The following is a 20,996-nucleotide window of genomic DNA, read 5'->3' as shown; positions in this document are numbered from 1 at the left end:
CCAGGGGTCCGCTCGAAATTCTGAGCAATTACCGAGCGTGCGGAACGACACCCTGCGGCGTGCACCGCGTATGGCCCGATCCCCCGCGGAAAACCACAAATGCGCCGCCCCGAAGTGGGGACGACGCATTCGTGAGCGGTGCCGTAACACCGCCGAAGTGTTACATCGAGCCACGGCGGGCACAGGCCCGGCCGAGGCCACAAAACTACATCGAGCGGCGGGTGACCAGCGGCGCGCGCTGGAACTCCTTGAGGTCCGAGTATCCGGTGGTGGCCATCGCGCGACGCAGGGCGCCGGTGAGGTTCGCGGTGCCCTCGGAGCTGGATGCCGGGCCGTGGAAGATCTCCTCGAAGGTACCCACGGTGCCCACCTCGACGCGGCGGCCACGCGGGACCTGCGGGTGGTAGGCTTCGGCACCCCAGTGGAAGCCGTGTCCGGGAGCGTCGGTCGCGCGGGCCAGGGTGGTACCCAGCATCACGGCGTCGGCACCGCAGGCAATGGCCTTGACGATGTCGCCCGAGGAGCCCAGACCGCCATCGGCGATGACCTGCACGTAGCGTCCACCGGACTCCACCATGTAGTCACGGCGAGCGCCGGCCACATCGGCGACGGCGGTGGCCATCGGCGCGTGGATACCGAGAGTGGCGCGAGTGTTCGAGGCCGCACCGCCACCGAAGCCCACCAGCACACCGGCGGCACCGGTACGCATCAGGTGCAGGGCGGTGGTGTAGGTGGCGGCGCCACCCACGATAACCGGCACGTCGAGCTCGTAGATGAACTTCTTCAGGTTCAGCGGCTCGGACTCCTTGGAGACGTGCTCGGCGGACACGGTGGTGCCGCGGATCACGAAGATGTCGACGCCCGCGGCAACCACGGTGTCGGAGAGCTCCTGGGTGCGCTGCGGCGAGAGCGCGGCGGCCACCGGAACACCGGCGGCGCGGATCTCGGCGATGCGCGCGGTCACCAGCTCGGGGATGATCGGGGCGGAGTAGATCTCCTGCATACGCTTGGTGGCACGCTCGGCGGGCAGCTCGGCGATTTCGGCCAGCAGCAGCTCGGGGTTCTCGTAGCGGGTCCAGAGGCCCTCGAGGTCGAGAACACCCAGGCCACCGAGCTTGCCGATGGTGATGGCGGAGGTCGGCGAGACGACCGAGTCCATGGGGGCGGCAATGAAGGGGGTATCGAAGGTGAAGGCGTCGATCTCCCAGCTCACCGAGACGTCGCGGTGATCGCGGGTACGCCGGTCCGGGACGATGGCAACATCGTCGAATCCAAATACGCCACGGGCGCGCTTACCGACACCGATCTCAATTTCATTACTCACCCGTATAGCCTACCGTGCCCGCGGCGAGCGGTGTAGCCCGGGCAATCCGGCCCGTGTGATTCGCCGGAGTACCCCGCGTAGCGCGCCGACATAGTCGCCGGGAGCATCCCTCCCCCGGTTTCTTACTCGCTATATTGTGTAGTAACCCGAACCCGCAGCGACCGTGGCGTCCGGAAAGGACCCCCCACCCATGACATTCGCCGGCTCCACTCCTCCTCGTGCGGGTGCGCACCTTGCGCGCCGGACTCTCGCCGCGCTCACCGCGCTGCTGCTCACCGGATCCGGCGTGCTGCTGACCCACGCGCCCGCGCTGGCCGAGGGAAATCCCGACGACGCCACCATCACCGAATCCTTCGATTCCTCGGGCACCTGGACCGCTCCGGCCGGGGTCACCTCGATCCGCGCGACCATCATCGGTGGCAGCGGCGGCAACAGCCTGGGCGGTCGCGGCGGCCTCGCCGGCAAGCTCACCACCACCCTCACGGTGATCCCCGGCACCACCTACTCGGTCTTTGTGGGCACCCGCGGCGGCGACGGCGCGGACGGCGGCACGGCCGGGTCCTCGGGCGGCGGACGCGGCACCGCCGGTCAGGGTGGACGCGGCTTCTCGGCCCTCGCCGAGGAGGCCGCCTATCGCGGCGGCGGGGGCGGCGGCACCAGCAGCATCACCGTCCAGCGCGGCGGCATGCTCGCCCTGGCCGCCGGAGGCGGAGGCGCCGGGGCGCGCGGCCTAGGCGGCGAACCCACCCCGTGTAACGGACCCCTGGGCGGGGACGGTGGCGGCGCCGGCCTCAACGGAAAGCGTGTGTTTGCCTGCCCGCAGAGCGGGGTCGCCGGGGCTGCCTCCGGCGGGAACCTCTCGGGCATCAACGGCCGGGACGCCCTGCCCGCGCTGCTTGCCACCGACCCGCTGCTGATCTCCGGCGGATCCGGCGGCGGGGGCGGCGGCTGGATCAATGGCGGCGGCGGAAGCACCGGCCCCGACAGCGCGATCCCCTTTAGCTTTGCCACCCCGGGCACCGGCGGTGCCGGCGGGGAAAACATCAACGGCGGCGACAACGGCGAGGAGGGATTCGGCCAGCCCGATAGCGACGGCTCGGTGGTCATCGTCTACTCGCCCCAGGTCATCGTGGGCATGGACCTCGCGGCCGACCCCGCCACAGCGGGCGTTGCCGGGTCCCTGGACGTCACGGTCCACAGCCCCGGGAAATCACCCTTCTCCGGCACCGTGATTCTGTCCGCGGCAGGGACGGAGCTCTCCCGCACCCCGGTCACCAGCACCGCCCTTCCCAACCGGCTGACCCTCCCCGCGCTGCCGGCCGGATCGCACACCATCGGCGTGACGTTTGTCTCCGACACCGGCAGGTTTTCGGGTGCCACCGGATCGGTGAACCTGTTCATCGCCCCCACCGGCACCGTCACCACGCTGAGCACCACCCGGGTCCTGGACGTCTTCGGGGCACCGCGCATCCTGACCGCCACCGTTGCCCCGAAGGTTCACACCGCTTGGGCTCCCACCGGGACGCTCTCGCTCAGCCGAAACGGGATCGTCCTGGACACCGCGGCCGTGCCCGCGGACGGCGTGGTGACCTTTGAGCACACCACGCTCCCCGATCAGGACGCCGGGCCGCTGATCGCCACCTATCATCCCGCCGCCGGTACCCCCGCCGATTTCGGCCCGTCGACCTCCGCCGGGCTCACGCTGGAATCCTCTGTGGCCCGGCCCGAAATCTCGGTCTCACTGAGCGACACTGCCCCCGCCGCGGGGACCGGGATCACCATGACGATGTCCGCGACCCACGACCGGGTGGTACCCCTGGGCACGCTGCGGGTGGACTTCGGGGACGCCGGGTATGTGGTCGCCACGTTTGTGGACGATCATCCGATCACCCTCGACGTTCCGGCGGAGGTGACGCGTAGGCCCGGCAGCTATCCGATCACCGCGGCCTTCACCAGCGCAAATGCGGTGGCCAGCGTGCCCTCCGCATCCTTTGGCACGCTGGTGGTTGGGGCGATCGCTACCACCACATCCACCGTGGACACCCCGCGGGTGAGTGCCTGGGGCGACCCGCTGCGCTTTCCGATCCGGGTCGAGCGCCTGCGCCCGCCCACCCCCGAGACCATCCGGCCGGAACCCACCGCAGGCGCGGGTGGGAACACGAGCCTCACGGATCTCCGCCTCCCGACCTCACGGGAGTCCCTGCGGGGTCCCTTCGATCCCGAGGTTCCCGCGGGTGAGGTGCAGCTGCTTCTGGGCGGCGAGCCGCTGGGCGATCCGGTCGAGCTGACAGACGGGCTGGCTCAGCTCGATGCCGGACTGCCGGATCCCGGCACCTACTCCCTGTCGGCTCGCTACCTCGGCAGCGAGGACCATGCGGGATCCACCGGTGCCGAATGGACCCAGGTCGTCGAACCCGCGCGCAGCCGGATTTCGCTCGGCGCACCCGCACTCTCGACCCCGCTGGGCACTCCCATCACGGTTACCGCGACCGTGGAGGTGGACCACCCTGACCTTCGCGCAGCCGAGGGGAACGTCACGTTGATCGTGACATCCCCGGCGGAAGGCACAGTGGTGCACACGGCGGCGTTGACCGCCGAGGGAACCGTGGCCCTCGAGCTCCCGGCCGACGTCCTCGGTCCGGTGCACGTCGAGGCCACCTATGGTGGAGACTCGGTTCGGTCCGGCAGTAGCGCCCAGGTGCTCAACATCACCGTGATTCCCGTGGTGCTCCCCACCTCGACGCCTACCACGTCGGGCCCTTCGGCGTCGGTGTCCCCGGGGGAAACCCCGGCAAGCCCCTCGGCATCGGTGTCCGCCACGTCCTCGCCGCTCGCCACCGCTTCGGCACCCGTTGCCGCGGGCGCGAGCCCGGCACCGGCCGCAGTCGCCGATGGCTCGGGCGTACTGCCTGTCTCTGGTGCGGACGGCGTCACCCCGGCGATGCTCATCGCCCTGAGTGTGCTGACTGTCGGGCTGCTCTTGCTTGGCGGGGTCTTGCGCGCACAGGTTCGACGCTAAATCACGCTCGGCGCACCCTCCCCATCACGGGCACACTCTCCACGCAGACGGTGCCGTGGTCGGTCGGGGCCGGAGACTCTGGCCCCGATCCCCACGCGAGAATTCGGCTCATACCTCACAAGATTTTCCCGAGCGCATCTAGCCAAACGGTCGCTATGCCCGATAGCGTGGGGCACAAATCTTGAGGGAAGGGGCCCGAAAGACGATGACGTCTCAGCACGTACACCGCACACCGACCCTGCGCGCCCTGGCCCTCATGATCGCGGTGTGTGCGCTGGTCGCCGGCTATCTCGTGACGGGACCATCCACCCCCGCCCGGGCCATGACGCAGGTGGGAACCGCGAGCGGATATCCCGGCGAAACCGTCCAGGTTCAGGTCCAAAACAGCATTGCCGGCGCACCCAATACCCTGTGGACCATTAACGCACCGGCGGGGACCACCATCGTGAGCGCCGCCGGATCTTCGCCGGGCGGTTCAGCATCGTTTGGTTGCACCCCCACCGCATCGGGAGTCGCCTGTGGCCCCTCGAGCGCCGGAGGCTGGGCGGCGGGCAACATCGTGACAATGCAGGTGCGCATCAACGATAATCGGGCGGCGGGAACCGCGCTCGGGGTGAGCTTTATCCCCGGCGATGAGGGCGTCTATCGGATCACCGTCCTGGCACCACCCGCCCCCACAATCCAGGCACCCACCACCGGAACGCGCTCACTCGAGACGCAGCCCACAATTGCCGGGACCAAACGCGCGGGTAACTCGGCGTCGATCACCATCGATGGTGCTCCCGCCTGCACCATTCCCGCGGACTCGGCCACCACCTGGACCTGCCCGGCACCCGCACCCCTCGCCCCCGGAACACACGCCTTCGCGGCCACCCAGACTAGCCCGGCCGGAGATATCTCACCCGCCTCGGATGTCACCTCCTACGAAGTCCTCGAACCCGCGGCGCTCACGTTGACCCCGGGCGGTCCGGACACGGCGATCCCCACCGTGGCCCTGACCCGCACACTCTCCATTACCAACACCGGGCCGGGTGCCGCCACCGGGACAACGGTCACGCTCACTCTGGGTGGTTTCCCGGCCACCGCCTGTCGCGTAGGAGCAACCCCCGTGGACTGTTCCGCCCTCACGACCGGCCGGGATCTGGGTACGCTCGCCGCGGGGCAGACCATCGAGCTGAGTATCGACGGGGCCGTGCCCGCGGGCACGGCCCCGGGCACCACGTATCCGCTCTCCGCCACCCTCTCCTCGGTCAATGACGCGGCCTCCCCGGTGACCTCCGCCGCCACCGTCACGGTGGCCACACCCGACCCTCCACGCATTCTCTCGCCCGCGGCGGGTAGCAGCACCACGCTGACCTCCCCGGAAATCTCCGGAAACGACGCCCTGCCGGGTGCACGGGTCGAGGTCACCGGCCCAAACGGCGCGGTGTGCACGGCGACCGCGTCCGCCACCGGCACCTGGGCCTGCACCCCCGCCACTGCCTTTGCGCTGGGCGGCGTTCAGCTTTCGGCCACGCAGAGCATCGGGGGTCTTACCTCGCTCCCCGCGGCCACCACCTTCACAGTGATCGAGACACCCCGGGTTCCGCCGCCGCTGACCTCACCACCCACGACACCGCCGGGACCCACCGTTCCGCGACCGACGCCGGGAACCGGTTCATCTCCGCGGCCCGTGCCGACCTCGCCCCCACCGCGCCCCCGGTGCCTTCCGAAGCGCCACCCACCCCGGCCCCGGAAACCACGCCCCCGTCTCAGGCACGGATTACCGCGCTCCCGATGAACCTCTCCTTTGCCGCCGGTCGGATCGATCCCGGAACCGTCGGCATCATGCGCGGAACCCTGGGGCCCAACGGCACCGATGAGACGGTGACGGTAACCTTCTCGGGGCGCACCGATTCGGGCATGATCTACCGCGCGGTGACCCTTCGCGAAGGCGGCCAGTGTGCGGTGCTGACCCTGAACTTTAGCTGCGCAATCACGCTTGAGCCCGGCCAGGCGGCGGCGCTTGAGATCTATCTCTACGCCGATGCGCTCAACGCCCCCGGTATTGCGCGGCAGCAGTTCACCACCACAACCAACCTCACCGCACAGGCCAATAGTCAGACCTCCAGCATTCCGGTGGGACTGCTCAATGAGTCCGCCACCCTGGCATCGACCTTCTCGACCTTTCCGATTGCCACCTTCCCCGGTGCGCTGATCCCGCTGCTGGCACTCCTCCTGCTGGCGCTCGCGGCGACCGAAACCGAAAAACGTCGACGCCGCACCCTCCCGTCCGATACGAAGCCATCCGCCACCAATCCCCCTCGGAGTGAATCATGACGTCTCCCGATGACACCGTCCCCGTGACCACACGACGCAATCCGGCACCGATTATCCTCGGCGTGGTGGTGGCAGTGTTGGTCATCTACTACGTCATTGTGGCGTTCTCCGGGGTCCTTCAAAGCACCACCAAGGTCCCCATCAGCGGCAATAATAAGGCCAGCTCAGGCAACTACCTCACCGTGCAGATGAAGGTGCAGGATGTAGACCTGGGCAATCGGGTGATCCAGGCCAATGTGTTACCGATCGCCCATGGCTCGCTACTGGGGGCCAAGGCCGGCGAGATTTCCGAGGGACTGCGGATCGAGGTCTCCAGCGGAGGCGTAACCACCTCCGTGGTGACCTTCCCCGGGGAATCGGTGGTCAACCCGACCGCGGTCACCCTGGCCCTGGATCGCGGCGACACCGCCTACCCCTTTGACCAGCCCTTTGCGGATTTTCAGCTGAGCGTGCAGGAGGAGGACACCGGGAAGGCCGTGCCCTTCGAGGTGGATCTCACCAACTCGGCGCGACCCTGGGTACTCAACGCGCACCTGAGCGAGGCGAGCGTGACCGAGGGGAAGACGCTCTTCCCGATCACCATCGAGGGCAGCCGTGACGCGCTGAGTATCACCCTGGTGGGGTTCTATGTCCTCGCTATCCTGCTGACAACCCTGATGGCCGTGGTCACGATTGGGAGCGCGCTGATCAAACGCAAGCTGGAGTTCTCCAACGTCATCTGGCTTTCGGCCACGATGCTCTCCTTCCCGGCCCTGCGTAGCGCGATGCCCGGAGCGCCGCCGATCGGCACCACCATGGACTTCATCATCCTGTTCCCCTGCCTGTGTCTGGTGGCCGGCATGCTCGTCTGGACCGGGGCACACCTGCTGTGGCGGGAAAGCTCGCTGCTTCGAACCCGTCACATCACTCACAGCCGCGAAGACTAGCCTGAGACCGCCACACGCCGCGCAGCCCTCCCCCCGAGCCGCGCGGCGTGTGGTCTGTGCGGGCTCAGCCCTGGCGACCCTTGAAGCGCGGGTTGAGCTTGTTGATCACGAACGTGCGGCCGCGGCGGCGAACCACCTGCGACCCCGGCTGGTTCTTGAGCGATTTGAGCGACGAACGAACCTTCATCGAACTTCCTTACTATTGAGAACTGTTATCATTAACATACACCGACGATCCGCGTCGGAGAACAACAAGGGAGAATCGGTGGATCGGGTAGACGTGGTTGCGGTGGTCGGGGCGTGCGCGCCGGAACGGGCGCTGTATGCGCGCCGGCTGTCCGAGGAGTCCGGGCGCGCGCTGATTCCCGCCGCCCACCTCAGCCGTCCATCCGCCGTGGATGCGCGCACCTGGGCCGAAACCGCGGCCGAGGGTACGGCCCGCGTGGACGTCTCGGCCGGGGTTGTGGTCGAGTGTCCGGCCACGGCCTCGGCGATCGACCTCATCGGCGCCCTCACCGACCCCGCCGCGGGTACCCGCCTGGGCGCGGTCATCTGCGTGGTGGATGCCGCCCACCTGCTGGACGATCTGGCCGCCGAAGATTTCATCGTGACCGCCCGCACCCGAGCCGGCCAGCCCCGCGAGTTCACCGCCCGCGCCCTGCTCACGGTCACCCAGCTCGAGTACGCCTCGACCATCGTGCTGGTCAACTGGGACGCGCTCAGCACCCCCGACCTCTCGACCGTGATGGCGCTGGTGAGCACGCTAAGCCCGCGGGCCCGGCTGCGCCTGCACGTGAGCAGCATCGATCCGCTGACCGCGGGCCCGGCGTACGCCGCCGCCCAGGACCGCGCGGGATGGGTCGGCATCCTCAACGACGATGCCACCCCGCATATGACCGACCGCCGCGTCTCCTCGCTGCACTACCAGCAGCTGCGACCGCTCCATCCCGGACGGCTCCAACGGGTGCTGGATGACCGGATCGAACCGGGCGAATTTGGACTGATCGTCCGCTCCTCGGGATTCTGCCGCTTCGCCACCCGTCCCGGCGAGACGATGCAGTGGGAACACGTGGGGTGCACGATCGCGTTCCAGGTCCTCTCGGATCACGACCGCCTGGTAGGCATCGACGATCACCCGGCCGCCGAGGAACTCATGTCCGTGGGCCAGGATCTGGCCTTCATCGGGCTCGATCTTGACCTCGATGCCCTCACCCGCGCGCTCGACGATGCCGCCCTCACCGATGCCGAGCTCGAGGCCGGACCCGAGGCCTGGGCTCGGTTCCCCGACCCGTTCCCCACCTGGTCCCCCGCCGAGAATACCGCGGATTAGGGCGAGCGCCCGGGTAAGCTGGCCGCGGATGCAGTCGGGCATCCGCCCCGGTCAAAGGAGCGTGCGTTGCCCCCCTTGGTGCTTATCGGACTCGCGGCCGTTGCCCTGTGGTCTCTCGTATCCCACCGGTTCGAGCGCTGGGGCATCGCGGGCCCGGCCGCCCTGATCGCCCTCGGTGCACTGACCACCGGGTGGAACGTTACGGCGTTTGCCGAGGCGATCGACACCCAGGTGAGCGCAAACGTGGTCGAGCTCATCCTCGCCATCCTGCTCTTCACCGACGCGATGGAGGTGCGCGGGCGGGGACTGTTTGGCGGGGAACGAAACGCGACGCTGCGCCTCCTGCTCATCGCGCTGCCCCTCTCCATCCTGCTCGCGGCGGTGGTCAGCGTCTTCCTGATCCCCGATGCCCTGCTTGTGGCCCTGGTGATCGCCTGCATCGTGATGCCCATCGATCTGGCCCCCGCCGCCCGCATGCTGAAACTGGGCAGTCTGCCCCCGCGGGTGCGCTCGATCCTGACCATCGAGGGTGGGTATAACGACGGGCTGGTTGCCCCGTTCTTTGGAATGTCGCTGGCGATGGCGGTGGCAATCACCAAGGCGATCGACGCACAGCCGGGGGATCAGAACAGGATTCTCGACCAGGGCATCGAGGACTTTGCCCGGGTATTTGTGAACGCCGCGCCCTCCATCCTGGCGGCCATCGCCGTGGGCATCGCGCTGGGAACCGGTCTCGGGCTGGCCGTGCGACGCCTGCACCGGGCCGGGTGGGCCGGCGACGCGGGCATCCGCCTGGTCACCATGCTGCTCCCCCTGATCGCCTTCGGAATCACCACCAGCATCCCCGAGATAAATGCGAACGGCTTCGTGGCCGCGTTTGTGACCGGGCTCGCGTATCGCATCATGAGAACCCGCGGGATGGAGGTGCGGTCGATTCCGCACACCGAGCTGCGGTTCATCGACGAGGTGGGGGTGCTCACCACCAACTTCGTCTGGTTCATGCTGGGCGGCACCATGCTGGTAGCTTTTGCGGGCGGGGTGGATTGGAGACTCATCGTCTTCGCGGTGCTCGCGCTGACGGTGCTGCGCATCGGCCCGGTTTATCTCTCGCTGCTGCGGAGCACCGTGCCGCGCCGCGACCGGCTCCTGATCGGCGCGCTTGGCCCGCGCGGAACCGCCTCAATCGTGTTCACGTTGATCGCCTATAACGCGCTGCCCTCGGGCAGTATGGAGGCCGATTTTGTGCTGGTGGTCGCCGTCGCCACCGTGGTGGGGAGCGTCATCATCCACGGCGTGATCGCCCCGGCCCTGCTCGACGGGTGGGGCCGACGACGCGGCTCGGTGACCAGCTAGGCGCCGCTCGACGGGGCGGAGCCGCCGACGCGGCTCGGTATCCGGCTAGGCACCGCTCGACGGGGCGGCGATATCGCGGGTGCCCGCATCGGCGCCCGCGAGTAGCTCGGTAATGGCCGCGGCCGCCGCCAGTAGCTCGTCGCGCACAAACCCGGCCGGATGGGTGCTCAGCGAGGTGGCCACATAGGGCACCGTCAGACAGGCGAGGGCGACACCCTCCCGGGAGAGGATCGGGGCACTGAGATCGGTGACCCCGGGGTAGAGCCCATCGGGCTGCTCGGCAATGCCGGCCGCGCGGATGACCGCCAGGGTCTCGGCGAACGAGGGATCCTCCGCGGCGGCCGAATCGGTGCCGCCCGCCCCGCCGGGACCGGCAAAGGCCAGCAGCACCCGACCGGCGTTGGTGCCGCGCAGGTCAAATTCCGCCCCCACCCGCACCCGGAACCCAAAGTCCCCGGGCCCGGCGGACTCGGCCAGGATCACCAGGTGATCCCCCGCCCGGTACCCTAGATTGCAGGACTGCCCCACGCTCGTGGCCAAGCGGCGCATGATGGGCTGCGCGAGCCACACCAGCGAGCGAATCGGATCGTGCCGGTGGGCGAGCTCAAAGAGTCGCAGGCTCAGCGAGTACAGTCCCGAGCCCTCGTCCCGGGCAATGTAGCCGCGACGCTCCAGCACGCTGAGCACCCGAAAGATCTGCGCGGCCGACCGGCCCGTGCGCTGCGCGATCGCCTGCTGACTTACCGGCCCCGGGGTCTCGGCCAGAAACTCCAGGATGTCGAGCGCCTTCTCCACCGCCGGGGCGGCGTAGGCGGGCGCAGACTCGGCCGGGGACGCCGCGGCGGGATCGATGCTCATAGTGTTCGAGTGTACCGATCCCGCCGCGGTTTCCCGCGTGGGCCCGACGCTCATCGGTCGCCCATCTGCGCGGCCTAGGCGAGCGAGCTGCCGAGCAGGGTCAGGGTCTGCCGGGCGATATCGCGGTTGATGTCATCGGGGACGGGCTGCGGACCGGTGGGCAGGTTCGCCGCGTGCAGGGCGATCCGCTCGAGCGAGAGGGCCTGCATCATGAAGCCCACATCCATCGACTCGATCGAGTTGCCGCGCGGCGCGGTTCCGGCCAGGTTGTACATGCGCCCGCCGGTCAGCAGATAGACGGTACGGTCCTCATCCAGGGTGATCGCGTCGATCTCCTCGGTGACCGGGGCCACGGTGCCCGCCGCGGTGAGCGCGGGCACGTCGATCTCCCAGGGGAAATGGCCGATGTTGCCGAGGATCGTGCCGTCGCGCAGCAGATCAAAGTGCTCGGCGGTGAGAATTCCGGCGCGGCCGGTCGCGGTGATGATGACGTCGGCCGAGGGCACCAGGTCAGCTAGCGGTGCGACCCGGAATCCGTCAAACGCGGCCTCATAGGCGGCCAGTTCATCCACCTCGGCCACCGACACCCGGCCACCCAGCGCGCGCAGGTACTGGGCGATTCCGCGTCCGCACCAGCCGTATCCGGCCACCACGAAGCGACGCCCGGGCACCTGGACATTGGTCAGGCGCATGAACGATTCCACCGCGCTCTGCCCCACCGCGTGCTTGTTCTCGCCGATGGCCTTGAGCGGGCTGTCGTTGATCACAATCACCGGGAAGGGAACCTCGCCGTTCATCTCCTCACGCAGCCGGAACGCCCCCGAGGTGGTCTCCTCGGTGCCGCCGATCAGGGATCCCGAAAGCCCCTCGGTGACCGCGAGCGCTGCCAGGTCCGCTCCGTTATCCAGCAGGATCTGCGGGCGTTCGGCGATCGTGCGGGCCAGGTTGCGGTGGTGCTCCTCGATCGAGTCGTCGCGCCGGCCAAAGATGGTCATCCCGCGTTCCTGCAGGGCGGCGACCACGTCGTCCTGGGTCGACCCGTGATTGCCGGTCCCCACGATTCGGGCGCCGCCGGCGGCGAGGGTTTCCACCAGCACCGCGGTCTTGGGTTCCACGTGCAGTGACAGCCCGATCGTGATGCCCTCGAACGGACGCTCGGCGGCAAAGCGCTCGCGCAGGTTCGCCAGCATGCCCATCCGGGTGCGGATCCAGGCGATGCGGCGTTCTCCGGCGGCGGCCAGCTCGGCGCGGCTGGACGCGGTCCCAACAACGCTCTCCGCCGCGACGGCGGCGTCGTCGAGAGCAGCCAGCTCGGCTGCCGGGGTCGGGTCGATGGGGGTGACGGCGGTGTCAGGGGTCGTGCTCACGGGTACTCCTCGGTTCCGACCGGGACTGCCCCGGTCGGTTCGAGTCTGACACTCACTCCTCACATACGCAACTTAATTTCTTCTATGAAAACCAAACCGTGAGTTTATCGAATAACGATGGCAATCTTTGCCATCGTTGGTAGTCTCGAGTTATGGCCTCAATGAACATTTCCCTTACCGAATCGCTCAAGCAGTTCGTGGAATCCCAGGTTGGCGACAACGCACGCTACGGCAACGCCAGCGAGTTCATGCGTGATCTCATTCGTCGCGAGCAGGCGCGCTCGGAATTCCGGGCACTCATTCTGGAGGGAGCCTCGTCGGGCTCGGGGTCCGAAATCAACGAGGCCTACTTTGACCGGCTCCGTTCGCGCATCACCGATGCGCGCGATTCCTCCTCATGAGGCGTCGAATCATCACAACACTGAGCGCCGATCACGACATCGACGCCGCCGTCGACCATTACATTGACCACGAGGCGAACGATGTCGCCCTCCGTTTCGTCGATTCCCTCGAAGCGACACTGGAACGCCTCGCCGAGCACCCCTCACTCGGGTCCGCCCAATTCGCGGAGGATGCGGGAATCTCCGACCTGCTGAGCATCACCCTGCAACGATTTCCCTACACCGTCTTCTACACCGGCGAGTCCGACGCCCTTCGGGTTCATCGCGTACTCAATACCCAGCGCGACATTTTTGATACTCTCGCTCACCGCTGAACCGCAATCGCGCCGTCGCGGCGGCCGCCGGTTTTAGCTCACCCCTAGACCCGCGACGCCTGCCAGTCGCGCGCCAGGCGCACCAGGGCGTCGATCACGATCGCGGTGGCCGCGACCGGTTCACGCTTGGTCGCGCGGTGGCGCAGGGTCAGTGAGCGGGTTCCGAGGCCTGGCATCTCGCGCACCGACACCCCTGCCGGGAGCGCCTCCTGCAGCGCCAGATCGGGAAGCAGGGTCACCCCCTGCCCGGCCGAAACCAGCGAGAGGGCGGCGGGGAAGTCCTCGTAACCGTGAACCGGCACGGAGGTGACCCCCAGCCGGATCCGCGCCCGCTCGACCGCCCGAGCCGATGCCCCCTCGGCGGCCACCCCGAGCCAGGGCAGCGCCACCAGCTCATCCAGGCTCAGATCCGCCGGGGTCGCCTGCGGGACCACGAGCCGCCACGGATCATCCAGCAGCGGGACGTCCCGGGTGTAGGCGGGCGAGCCCTCATCGAGCTCGCGGTCGAAGATGATCAGGTCGGCCTCCCCGCTGCGCAGCATCCGCGGGAGGCGCAGGGTTGAGGCGTCGTGCAGGCGCAGCTCGATTCCGGGCAGGGAGTCCAGCAGCTGTGCCAGGTGTGGCACGATCAACCCCGAGAGCACCGTCTGAAACGCCCCGATCGACACCGATCCGGTCACCTCCTGCTGCGCCTCGATCAAACGCCCGCGCGCATCGGTGAGCTCGCGCTCGATGCTTTCGGCGGCCTCCACCAGGATCCTTCCCGAGAGAGTCAGGGTCACCCCGCGCGGTCCCCGATCCAGCAGGGCGACCCCCTGTTCGCGCTCCAAACGGGAGATCTGCTGGGACACCGCGGACGCCGTCACGTGCAGCGAATCGGCGGCCGCCAGAATGCTGCCGTGCCGGGCAACGGCGAGCAAAAAGGTGAGTCGAGTCGGATCAATTTCTGCCATAAGTAAAGCTTATGTCTAAGATCACAAAACGTTATTTGTGCTTAGGTCGGAAATCACCGAAACTTATTTCTCGGCACCCCAATTGCCGCCACCCCCACTCGATCCTCTGCCCCCGAAAGTACCCCGTGGATTTCTCGCTTCTCATCGTTGCCGCCGGTTGGATCGGCGCCATCCTCACCGTCGCCGCCTACGGCCTGCTCAGCGCGGGCAAGCTCGCCGCGGATTCGCCCTGGTTCCAGGTGGGCAACATCGTGGGTGCGGGCATGCTGCTGATCAGCGCGGCATCCAACGGCGCGTGGCCCTCGGCGGTGGTTAACGGCATCTGGATCGTGATCGGGCTGCAGGCCTCGGTCATGCTGGTGCGTCGCGCCCGGCAGCGCGCCCGCTCGGCCGCAAGCGACCCGATGACCGACGCCCTCCCCACCATCACCTCCACCGGAACCGGCACCGTGCCCGTGATCGGCGAACAGTCCGACCACTCCGACGAGATCCTGCCGCCCACCGTGGCCATCCCGGTCATCACCGCGGCGATGCTCGCCGAGGAGCACGCCCGCCGCGAGGCCCTGACGGCCGCCACCCACGAGCACACCGACACCGGCCGCGTGTCAATCAGCGTCTAGCGAATCGCACGGCCCCCGCGTTCGGCATGGCCGCACGCGGGGGCCGCGTGCATTCCCGTGCGTGTTGCCCCATACTCGCGCATAGGGTGCCGTGTGCGGCGTGATTCCGGGCCTGTTTGATCAATTTGCCCGCCTATCAGACACCCCTCGAACGCGGGTCAGGCGAAAAATGAGCAACCGTTCGTGCAATTCGGACCGGGACGGTGCAGAATGAGCATTATGAGCACGTCCCCTACGCCTCGCCCCGCACGCCCGCAGACCGTCCTTGAGGTGGTCGCGCGCAACTGGCTGACCCCGCACCTCGTGCGCCTCACCCTCGGTGGCCCCGGGTTTGACGATTTTGTCTCCAACGACGCCACCGATAAGTACATCAAGATTTTCTTCACCAAGCCCGAGCTTGAGCTGGAGCCGCCCTACGACGTGGCCGCGCTGCGCGAAACCCTCGACCCCGAGGACCTTCCGGTCACCCGCACCTACACCGTGCGCCGGGTCAACGCCGAGGAGCGCACCCTGGATGTGGACTTCGTGGTACACGGCGACGAGGGCCTCGCCGGCCCCTGGGCCGCGAACGCCGCCCTCGGCGACCGCGTGGTTTTTGCCGGCCCCGGCGGCGCCTACTCCCCCGACCTCGAGGCCGATTGGCACCTGTTTGTCGGCGACGAGTCGGCCTTCCCGGCGATTGCCGCCGCGGCGGAATCCCTCCCCGAGGACGCCCGCGGCATCGTCGTGGTCGAGATCGAATCCGAGGATGATCGCCCGACCCTCGCCGGTCCCGACGGCGTGGCCGTGCACTGGATCATCCGCGGCGAGCGCACCGAGGACACTCCGCGCCTGCTCGCCGACGCCGTCCGCTCCCTCGCCTGGCTCGAGGGCCGCGTGCACGTGTTTGCCCACGGCGAGCGGGAATCGATGAAGGCACTGCGCGAGGTATTCATCACCGAGCGTGAGCTCGACCGCTCCCAGCTCTCGCTCTCCGGCTACTGGGCTCACGGCCGCGCCGAGGACCGCTTCCAGGCCGAAAAGCGCGAGCCGATCGGCAAGATTTTCCCCGCCTAGGACATCGCTCGGGGCGAACACTCACATCTAGACGTATACCCCTTGGGGGTATAGCCTGGGTGCCATGACCGACGAGCAGAACACCCAGCGCTCTCCCGGGAGTACCGGAGAGAATCCGCACCACCACGCCCACTCCGAACCCGGACGGGGAGGCGTCCCCGGCACGCCTGCCTCCGGCGGGCACGAGGGTCATGACGGACACGAGGGTCACGGCGGCCATGCCGGTCACGACAGACACGAGGGTCACGGCGGCCATGCCGGTCATGCGGGTCACGGCGGGCATGCCGGACACGTGGCCGCGTTCCGTCGCCTGTTCTGGATCATGCTGGTCTTCGCTCTCCCGGTGGTCACCCTCTCGGGAATGTTTGCCCACATCCTCGGCTATTCCCTGCCCGATCTCCCCGGAATCACCTGGGTATCCCCGATCCTCGGGACCGTCATGTACGTCTGGGGCGGCAAGCCCTTCCTGACCGGAGCGGTGGACGAGCTGCGAGCCCGCAAGCCGGGCATGATGCTCCTGATCGCGCTGGCCATCACCGTCGCCTTCCTCTCGTCCTGGGGGTCGAGTCTCGGGCTGCTCAGCCATGAGCTGGACTTCTGGTGGGAGCTCGCACTGCTGATCGTGATCATGCTGCTGGGGCACTGGATCGAGATGCGTTCCCTCGCCCAGACCTCCTCGGCCCTGGACTCGCTGGCGGCCCTGCTGCCCGACGAGGCCGAGCGGGTCATCGAAGCCACCGCCTCCACGCACGACGGGCATAATGCGGGCGCACCGGGGGCCGAGCGGATCGAGCGGGTCTCCCCGAGCGTCCTCGCCGTGGGCGACCTGCTGATCGTCCGCCCCGGCGGCCGGGTCCCCGCCGATGCGCGGATCGAATCCGGGTCCGCGGACATGGACGAGTCGATGATCACCGGCGAATCCCGCGCGGTACATCGCACCCCCGGAGACACCGTAATCGCCGGCACCGTGGCCACCGATTCGGGCCTGCGGGTCCGCGTCACCGCGGTGGGCGGGGACACCGCCCTGGCCGGGATCCGACGCCTGGTGGCCGATGCCCAGGCCTCGTCCTCGCGCGCCCAGCGCCTGGCCGATCGCGCCGCCGGCTGGCTGTTCTGGTTCGCGCTGGGATCCGCGGTCCTCACCGCCCTGGTCTGGACCCTGCTCGGGATGCCCGATGACGCGGTGGTGCGCACGATCACCGTGCTGGTCATCGCCTGCCCACACGCGCTGGGCCTGGCGATCCCGCTGGTGGTGTCGATCGCCACCGAGCGGGCGGCCCGCGGCGGAATCCTGATCACCGACCGGCTCGCCCTGGAGAGCATGCGCGGGGTCGGCAGCGTGCTGTTTGACAAGACCGGAACCCTGACCCGCGGGGAACCCCGGGTCGAGGAGATCGCGGTCACCGAGGGTGCCGGGCTTGACGCGCATGCGGTGCTGGCACTGGCCGCCGCGGCCGAGTCGGACTCCGAGCATCCGCTGGCCCGCGCCATCGTGGCGGCCGCCGCCGAGCGACACCTCACCCTGGAACGCGCGAGCGACTTTACCTCCGCTCCGGCGCTGGGGGTCCGGGCCCGGGTGGGCGCGCGGGAGATCGGCGTGGGCGGTCCGGGACTGCTCCGCGAGTATGACGCCCGGGAGCTTCCCGCGGCGGATGACTGGCGCGCGCAGGGTGCGATCATCCTGCACGTGCTCGCCGACGGGGCGGTGATCGGCGCGCTCAAGCTCGCCGACGAGGTCCGCCCGGAATCCCGCGAGGCCGTGGAGGCGCTGCAACACCTGGGCATCGAACCGGTCATGATCACCGGGGATGCCGAGGCGGTGGCGCACGCGGTCGCCGCCGAGCTCGGCATCACCCGGGTGTTTGCCGGGGTGCGTCCCGAGGACAAGGCGGCCCGGGTGGCCGAGCTACAGGCCGAGGGACGGGTCGTGGCGATGGTTGGCGACGGCGTCAACGATGCCCCGGCCCTCGCCCGGGCGGACGTGGGCATCGCGATCGGGGCGGGCACGGATGTGGCCATCGCCTCGGCCGGGGTGATCCTGGCCAGCGACGATCCCCGCTCGGTCCTCTCGGTGATCGAGCTCTCCCGCGCCAGCTACCGCAAGATGAGCCAGAACCTCTGGTGGGCCGCGGGCTACAACCTGCTGTCGGTCCCGCTCGCGGCCGGGGTGCTCGCGCCGATCGGGTTTGTGCTGCCGATGTCGGTGGGGGCGATCCTGATGTCGCTGTCCACGATCATCGTGGCCGCCAACGCCCAGCTGCTGCGCCGCCTCGACCTCTCCCCCGAGTCCGGGGTGCGCGCGGCCCGGGCACGTAGCCAGGCACGCGGCCGCGCCCGCTAACCGAGGCCGCCGCCCGGGGCCGCCAACCGGAGTCTCCCGCCGTGCCCGCCAACCAGGCCCGGCGACCCCACCCGACAGGGTACACAAAGGCCCCGCGCCACCGAGGTGACGCGGGGCCCGGGCGCTCGCGAGCCAGGCGCGGGTTAGCGCAGGTCCATCACGATGCGGCCGTCGATCGCACCGCGCTTCATCCGGTCAAACACCGAGTTGATGTCGTCCAGCTTGGCGGTCTCCACGGTCGGTACAACCTTGCCGTCGGTGTAGAACTGAACGGCCTCGATCATGTCCTGACGGGTTCCCACGATCGATCCCCGGATGGTGAGTCCGCGCAGCACGATGTCGAAGATGTTGGCGGGGAAGTCCCCCGGGGGCAGGCCGTTGAAGACGATGGTGGCACCGCGACGGGCAATCGCCAGCGCCTGGGCGAAGGCCTGCGGGTGGACGGCGGTGACCAGCACGCCGTGGACGCCACCGGTCTGCTCCTGAATCACGGTGGCGGGATCCTCGGTCAGCGCATTGACCGTCACCACGGCACCGTGGTGACGGGCGAGCTCCAGCTTGGCGTCGTCCACATCGATGGCCACAACCTTGAAGCCCATCGCCACCGCATACTGCACGGCAATGTGGCCGAGGCCGCCGATTCCGGAGATCGCGACCCACTGGCCCGGACGCGCGTCGGTGACCTTGAGACCCTTGTACACGGTCACGCCGGCGCAGAGGATCGGGGCAATTTCCACCGGGTCCACGTCGGGATTCAGGCGGGCGGCGTAGGTGGCATCCACGAGCATGTACTCGCCGAAGCTGCCATCCACCGAGTAGCCGCCGTTCTGCTGCTTCTCGCACAGGGTCTCCCACCCGGTGCGGCAGTACTGACAGGTGCCACAGGCGGACCACAGCCAGGCGTTACCCACGAGGTCACCCACGGCCAGATCGGAGACGCCCTCGCCCACGGCGACGACGGTGCCCACACCCTCGTGTCCGGGGATCAGCGGGGACTTCGGGGCGACCGGCCAGTCCCCCTGCACGGCGTGCAGATCGGTGTGGCAGACCCCGGTGGTGAGAACCTTCACCAGCGCCTGGCCCTTGCCCGGAGTCGGGACGGTGACCTGATCAATGGTGAGGGGTGCCCCGGCGGAGTGGGCGACGGCGGCGCGCATCGTGTTCGACACGTTTACTCCAATCGTATGGAAATGATTCACCCCACCGTGATGACGGATTCGGGGCGATGACCCGTTGGTCACCCCCATGCTAGAACCGCCCAGGTTGCAATCGATTGCGACCTATAACCGATGTCATGAAAAACTGTTTTTGCCGTCGGCGCTCCCCTAGACTTGCCATGAGCGCTGCCCGCCATCCGGGGTGTGACCACCCTGTCGGCGGGCCCAGGGTCGCGACCATCGGGGTCGTCCAGAGCACGGCGAAGGGACACGGTTGTGTGGTCTACGGTTTCCTCCACCCCCGGGCAGAGCGAGCTGGTCCGCCAGTCGTGGAGCCGATCGGCCGCACACCGGGTGGATCCGGCCGGTGGTCCCGGACGCCGACTGCTCGACCCCGACGAGCTGCGGGATCGATGTGAGGCCAGCCCACTCACCGGCCTGATTCCGATCGCCCGAGCCCTCCTGCTGGGCGAAAATGCACGCGACGGTGACGCCCTGGTGGCCCTCGGCGATGCCGACGGGACACTGCTGTGGGTCGAGGGTGACCACGATCTGCGTGCCGCGGCCGAGTCGATGTCCTTCCTCCCGGGGACCGACTGGTCCGAGGCTGCGGTGGGTACCAGCGCCCCGGGCACCGCGCTCGCGCTCGAACGTCCGGTGCGGGTGCACCACGGCGAACACTTTGCCCGTTCGGCACGGTCCTGGAGCTGCCTGGCCGTGCCGCTGCGCGATCCCGAAACCGGCACCGTGCTCGGAGTGCTGGACCTGACCGATCGCACCGGGAACATTCGCACCCACGGCGAGCGCCTGCTGATCGCGACCGCGTATGCGCTGCAGCAGGAGCTCCTGGTGCGCCGGCTGCGTGAGAGCGCCAGCACGCCACGACTGCCGGCCGAGGTCTCGTCCGCGAACGTGGCACTAGGCCCCGATACTCGGGTGCCGTCCTCGGACGCGACGCCGCCCCGCGCCCTCGGCCTGGAGGTTCTGGGACGGGACCTGGGGATCCTGCGGGGCCCCGACGGCGAGGCCCGGCTGAGCGCCCGGCACGCCGAGATCCTGACCCTGCTGTCCTGGCACCCGCAGGGACTCACCGCCGAACGCCTGGCGGATCTGCTGTATGAGCGCGAGGCACCCCTGGTCACCCTGCGGGCCGAGATCGTCAGGCTCCGCCGGGTCCTCGCCTCGGTGGGGATCACCACGCTGGGCACCCGGCCCTACCGCCTGGAACCCGGGCTGGACAGCGACGTACGCCGGGTGCTGTGCCTGCTGGACCGTGGGGCTCACCGGCAGGCACTCGCCGCGCTAACCGGCGATGTGCTGCCCTCCTCGCGTGCCCCGGGAATCCTGACCATCCGCGACCAGGTACGGGAACGGCTGCGCGAGTCTCTGCTGGCGGGCGCCGCGGTGGAACCCCTGCTGGAGTTCGCCCGTGGACCGCACGGAATCGATGACCTTGAGGTGTGGCGCATGTGCCTCCAGCTGCTGCCCGCGTGCTCGCCGCGGCGGGCCGGGGTGCTGAGCGAGATCACCCGCATCACCGATGAACTCGACGGCCCGCCACACGGGTAATCCTCGCCTCCGCACCCCGAGACCATAGGACGCCGCGGCATGCGGTATCCGACAGTCCCGCCCGGAGGATCCGGACGCTGCCTATGCTG

General features: G+C 68.8%; 18 protein-coding genes. 12 read left to right on the top strand and 6 right to left on the bottom strand.

Annotation, left to right across the window (positions count from 1 at the left end; translation table 11 throughout):
* Positions 1-205 precede the first annotated feature (205 nt).
* Positions 206-1,324, bottom strand: a complete 1,119-nt coding sequence (locus C7C57_RS02515) for a GuaB3 family IMP dehydrogenase-related protein (RefSeq protein ID WP_030148065.1) — start codon at positions 1,322-1,324, stop codon at positions 206-208.
* A 190-nt stretch (positions 1,325-1,514) separates the two neighbouring features.
* Here C7C57_RS02515 and C7C57_RS02510 point away from each other — a divergent pair, with 190 nt between their 5' ends.
* From C7C57_RS02510 to C7C57_RS02495, 4 genes are all read left to right on the top strand, one after another.
* The gene (locus C7C57_RS02510) at positions 1,515-4,343 is read left to right on the top strand and encodes an Ig-like domain-containing protein (RefSeq protein WP_187977460.1); all 2,829 of its coding nucleotides are present in this window, start codon (positions 1,515-1,517) and stop codon (positions 4,341-4,343) included.
* 205 nt (positions 4,344-4,548) lie between these two features.
* The gene (locus tag C7C57_RS02505; protein ID WP_187977459.1) at positions 4,549-6,123 is read left to right on the top strand and encodes a hypothetical protein; all 1,575 of its coding nucleotides are present in this window, start codon (positions 4,549-4,551) and stop codon (positions 6,121-6,123) included.
* Positions 6,120-6,662, top strand: coding sequence for a hypothetical protein (locus tag C7C57_RS02500; RefSeq protein WP_187977458.1), 543 nt, complete (start codon positions 6,120-6,122; stop codon positions 6,660-6,662). The genes C7C57_RS02505 and C7C57_RS02500 overlap by 4 nt, the downstream gene beginning before the upstream one ends.
* Positions 6,659-7,588: a DUF4436 family protein gene (locus tag C7C57_RS02495; RefSeq protein WP_187977457.1), complete on the top strand. Its 930-nt coding sequence runs from the start codon at positions 6,659-6,661 to the stop codon at positions 7,586-7,588. Before C7C57_RS02500 ends, C7C57_RS02495 begins: the two co-directional genes overlap by 4 nt.
* 64 nt (positions 7,589-7,652) lie before the next feature.
* Here the strand turns inward: C7C57_RS02495 and ykgO are convergent, their stop codons facing one another.
* On the bottom strand, positions 7,653-7,775 hold the full coding sequence (gene ykgO, locus C7C57_RS02490) for a type B 50S ribosomal protein L36 (protein ID WP_030148064.1): 123 nt from the start codon (positions 7,773-7,775) through the stop codon (positions 7,653-7,655).
* Positions 7,776-7,853: 78 nt separating this feature from the next.
* Between ykgO and C7C57_RS02485 the strand changes: the two genes are divergently transcribed.
* Both C7C57_RS02485 and C7C57_RS02480 read left to right on the top strand, forming a co-directional pair.
* Positions 7,854-8,918: a GTP-binding protein gene (locus C7C57_RS02485; RefSeq protein WP_187977456.1), complete on the top strand. Its 1,065-nt coding sequence runs from the start codon at positions 7,854-7,856 to the stop codon at positions 8,916-8,918.
* A 66-nt stretch (positions 8,919-8,984) separates the two neighbouring features.
* Positions 8,985-10,271 (top strand): cation:proton antiporter, encoded by a 1,287-nt coding sequence (locus tag C7C57_RS02480; protein WP_187977455.1) that lies wholly within the window; start codon positions 8,985-8,987, stop codon positions 10,269-10,271.
* 45 nt (positions 10,272-10,316) lie between these two features.
* Here the strand turns inward: C7C57_RS02480 and C7C57_RS02475 are convergent, their stop codons facing one another.
* Together C7C57_RS02475 and C7C57_RS02470 are read right to left on the bottom strand one after the other, a co-directional pair.
* On the bottom strand, positions 10,317-11,129 hold the full coding sequence (locus C7C57_RS02475; protein ID WP_187977454.1) for an IclR family transcriptional regulator: 813 nt from the start codon (positions 11,127-11,129) through the stop codon (positions 10,317-10,319).
* 74 nt (positions 11,130-11,203) lie between these two features.
* A complete protein-coding gene (locus tag C7C57_RS02470) occupies positions 11,204-12,496 on the bottom strand; it encodes an adenosylhomocysteinase (RefSeq protein ID WP_255505754.1) in 1,293 nt (430 codons plus the stop codon).
* Positions 12,497-12,657: 161 nt separating this feature from the next.
* Between C7C57_RS02470 and C7C57_RS02465 the strand changes: the two genes are divergently transcribed.
* Entirely contained in the window at positions 12,658-12,897 is a 240-nt protein-coding gene (locus C7C57_RS02465) for a type II toxin-antitoxin system ParD family antitoxin (protein ID WP_255505753.1), read from the top strand.
* On the top strand, positions 12,894-13,211 hold the full coding sequence (locus tag C7C57_RS02460) for a type II toxin-antitoxin system RelE/ParE family toxin (RefSeq protein WP_187977452.1): 318 nt from the start codon (positions 12,894-12,896) through the stop codon (positions 13,209-13,211). The genes C7C57_RS02465 and C7C57_RS02460 overlap by 4 nt, the downstream gene beginning before the upstream one ends.
* A 44-nt stretch (positions 13,212-13,255) precedes the next feature.
* Here the strand turns inward: C7C57_RS02460 and C7C57_RS02455 are convergent, their stop codons facing one another.
* On the bottom strand, positions 13,256-14,164 hold the full coding sequence (locus tag C7C57_RS02455) for a LysR family transcriptional regulator (RefSeq protein WP_187977451.1): 909 nt from the start codon (positions 14,162-14,164) through the stop codon (positions 13,256-13,258).
* Between the two features lie 125 nt (positions 14,165-14,289).
* On the opposite strand from C7C57_RS02455, the gene C7C57_RS02450 reads away from it, so the two are divergent.
* From C7C57_RS02450 to C7C57_RS02440, 3 genes are all read left to right on the top strand, one after another.
* Positions 14,290-14,784 (top strand): hypothetical protein, encoded by a 495-nt coding sequence (locus tag C7C57_RS02450; protein ID WP_187977450.1) that lies wholly within the window; start codon positions 14,290-14,292, stop codon positions 14,782-14,784.
* Positions 14,785-15,003: 219 nt separating this feature from the next.
* Positions 15,004-15,840 (top strand): siderophore-interacting protein, encoded by an 837-nt coding sequence (locus C7C57_RS02445; RefSeq protein ID WP_043321592.1) that lies wholly within the window; start codon positions 15,004-15,006, stop codon positions 15,838-15,840.
* Positions 15,841-15,904: 64 nt separating this feature from the next.
* On the top strand, positions 15,905-18,181 hold the full coding sequence (locus tag C7C57_RS02440) for a heavy metal translocating P-type ATPase (RefSeq protein ID WP_187977449.1): 2,277 nt from the start codon (positions 15,905-15,907) through the stop codon (positions 18,179-18,181).
* 143 nt (positions 18,182-18,324) lie between these two features.
* Here C7C57_RS02440 and adhP read toward each other — a convergent pair whose 3' ends face one another.
* Positions 18,325-19,338: an alcohol dehydrogenase AdhP gene (gene adhP / locus C7C57_RS02435; RefSeq protein ID WP_187978251.1), complete on the bottom strand. Its 1,014-nt coding sequence runs from the start codon at positions 19,336-19,338 to the stop codon at positions 18,325-18,327.
* 276 nt (positions 19,339-19,614) lie between these two features.
* On the opposite strand from adhP, the gene C7C57_RS02430 reads away from it, so the two are divergent.
* On the top strand, positions 19,615-20,907 hold the full coding sequence (locus tag C7C57_RS02430; protein ID WP_187977448.1) for a GAF domain-containing protein: 1,293 nt from the start codon (positions 19,615-19,617) through the stop codon (positions 20,905-20,907).
* The last annotated feature ends 89 nt before the right edge of the window (positions 20,908-20,996 follow it).

The sequence above is a fragment of the Mycetocola sp. JXN-3 genome (genome assembly GCF_014522285.1).
GTDB lineage: Bacteria > Actinomycetota > Actinomycetes > Actinomycetales > Microbacteriaceae > Mycetocola > Mycetocola saprophilus.
The sequence above is the reverse complement of the archived record's forward strand: the minus strand, read 5'-3'. Positions and strand labels throughout refer to the sequence as shown.

Excerpts from the sequence above, each read along its gene's own strand:
- C7C57_RS02440 (WP_187977449.1), top strand. The coding sequence starts at position 15,905 with ATGACCGACGAGCAGAACACCCAGCGCTCTCCCGGGAGTACCGGAGAG.
- C7C57_RS02465 (WP_255505753.1), top strand. The coding sequence starts at position 12,658 with ATGAACATTTCCCTTACCGAATCGCTCAAGCAGTTCGTGGAATCCCAG.
- C7C57_RS02500 (WP_187977458.1), top strand. The coding sequence starts at position 6,120 with ATGAACCTCTCCTTTGCCGCCGGTCGGATCGATCCCGGAACCGTCGGC.
- C7C57_RS02445 (WP_043321592.1), top strand. The coding sequence starts at position 15,004 with ATGAGCACGTCCCCTACGCCTCGCCCCGCACGCCCGCAGACCGTCCTT.
- C7C57_RS02460 (WP_187977452.1), top strand. The coding sequence starts at position 12,894 with ATGAGGCGTCGAATCATCACAACACTGAGCGCCGATCACGACATCGAC.
- C7C57_RS02505 (WP_187977459.1), top strand. The coding sequence starts at position 4,549 with ATGACGTCTCAGCACGTACACCGCACACCGACCCTGCGCGCCCTGGCC.
- C7C57_RS02495 (WP_187977457.1), top strand. The coding sequence starts at position 6,659 with ATGACGTCTCCCGATGACACCGTCCCCGTGACCACACGACGCAATCCG.
- C7C57_RS02510 (WP_187977460.1), top strand. The coding sequence starts at position 1,515 with ATGACATTCGCCGGCTCCACTCCTCCTCGTGCGGGTGCGCACCTTGCG.
- C7C57_RS02455 (WP_187977451.1), bottom strand. The coding sequence starts at position 14,164 with ATGGCAGAAATTGATCCGACTCGACTCACCTTTTTGCTCGCCGTTGCC.
- ykgO (WP_030148064.1), bottom strand. The coding sequence starts at position 7,775 with ATGAAGGTTCGTTCGTCGCTCAAATCGCTCAAGAACCAGCCGGGGTCG.
- C7C57_RS02475 (WP_187977454.1), bottom strand. The coding sequence starts at position 11,129 with ATGAGCATCGATCCCGCCGCGGCGTCCCCGGCCGAGTCTGCGCCCGCC.
- adhP (WP_187978251.1), bottom strand. The coding sequence starts at position 19,338 with ATGCGCGCCGCCGTCGCCCACTCCGCCGGGGCACCCCTCACCATTGAT.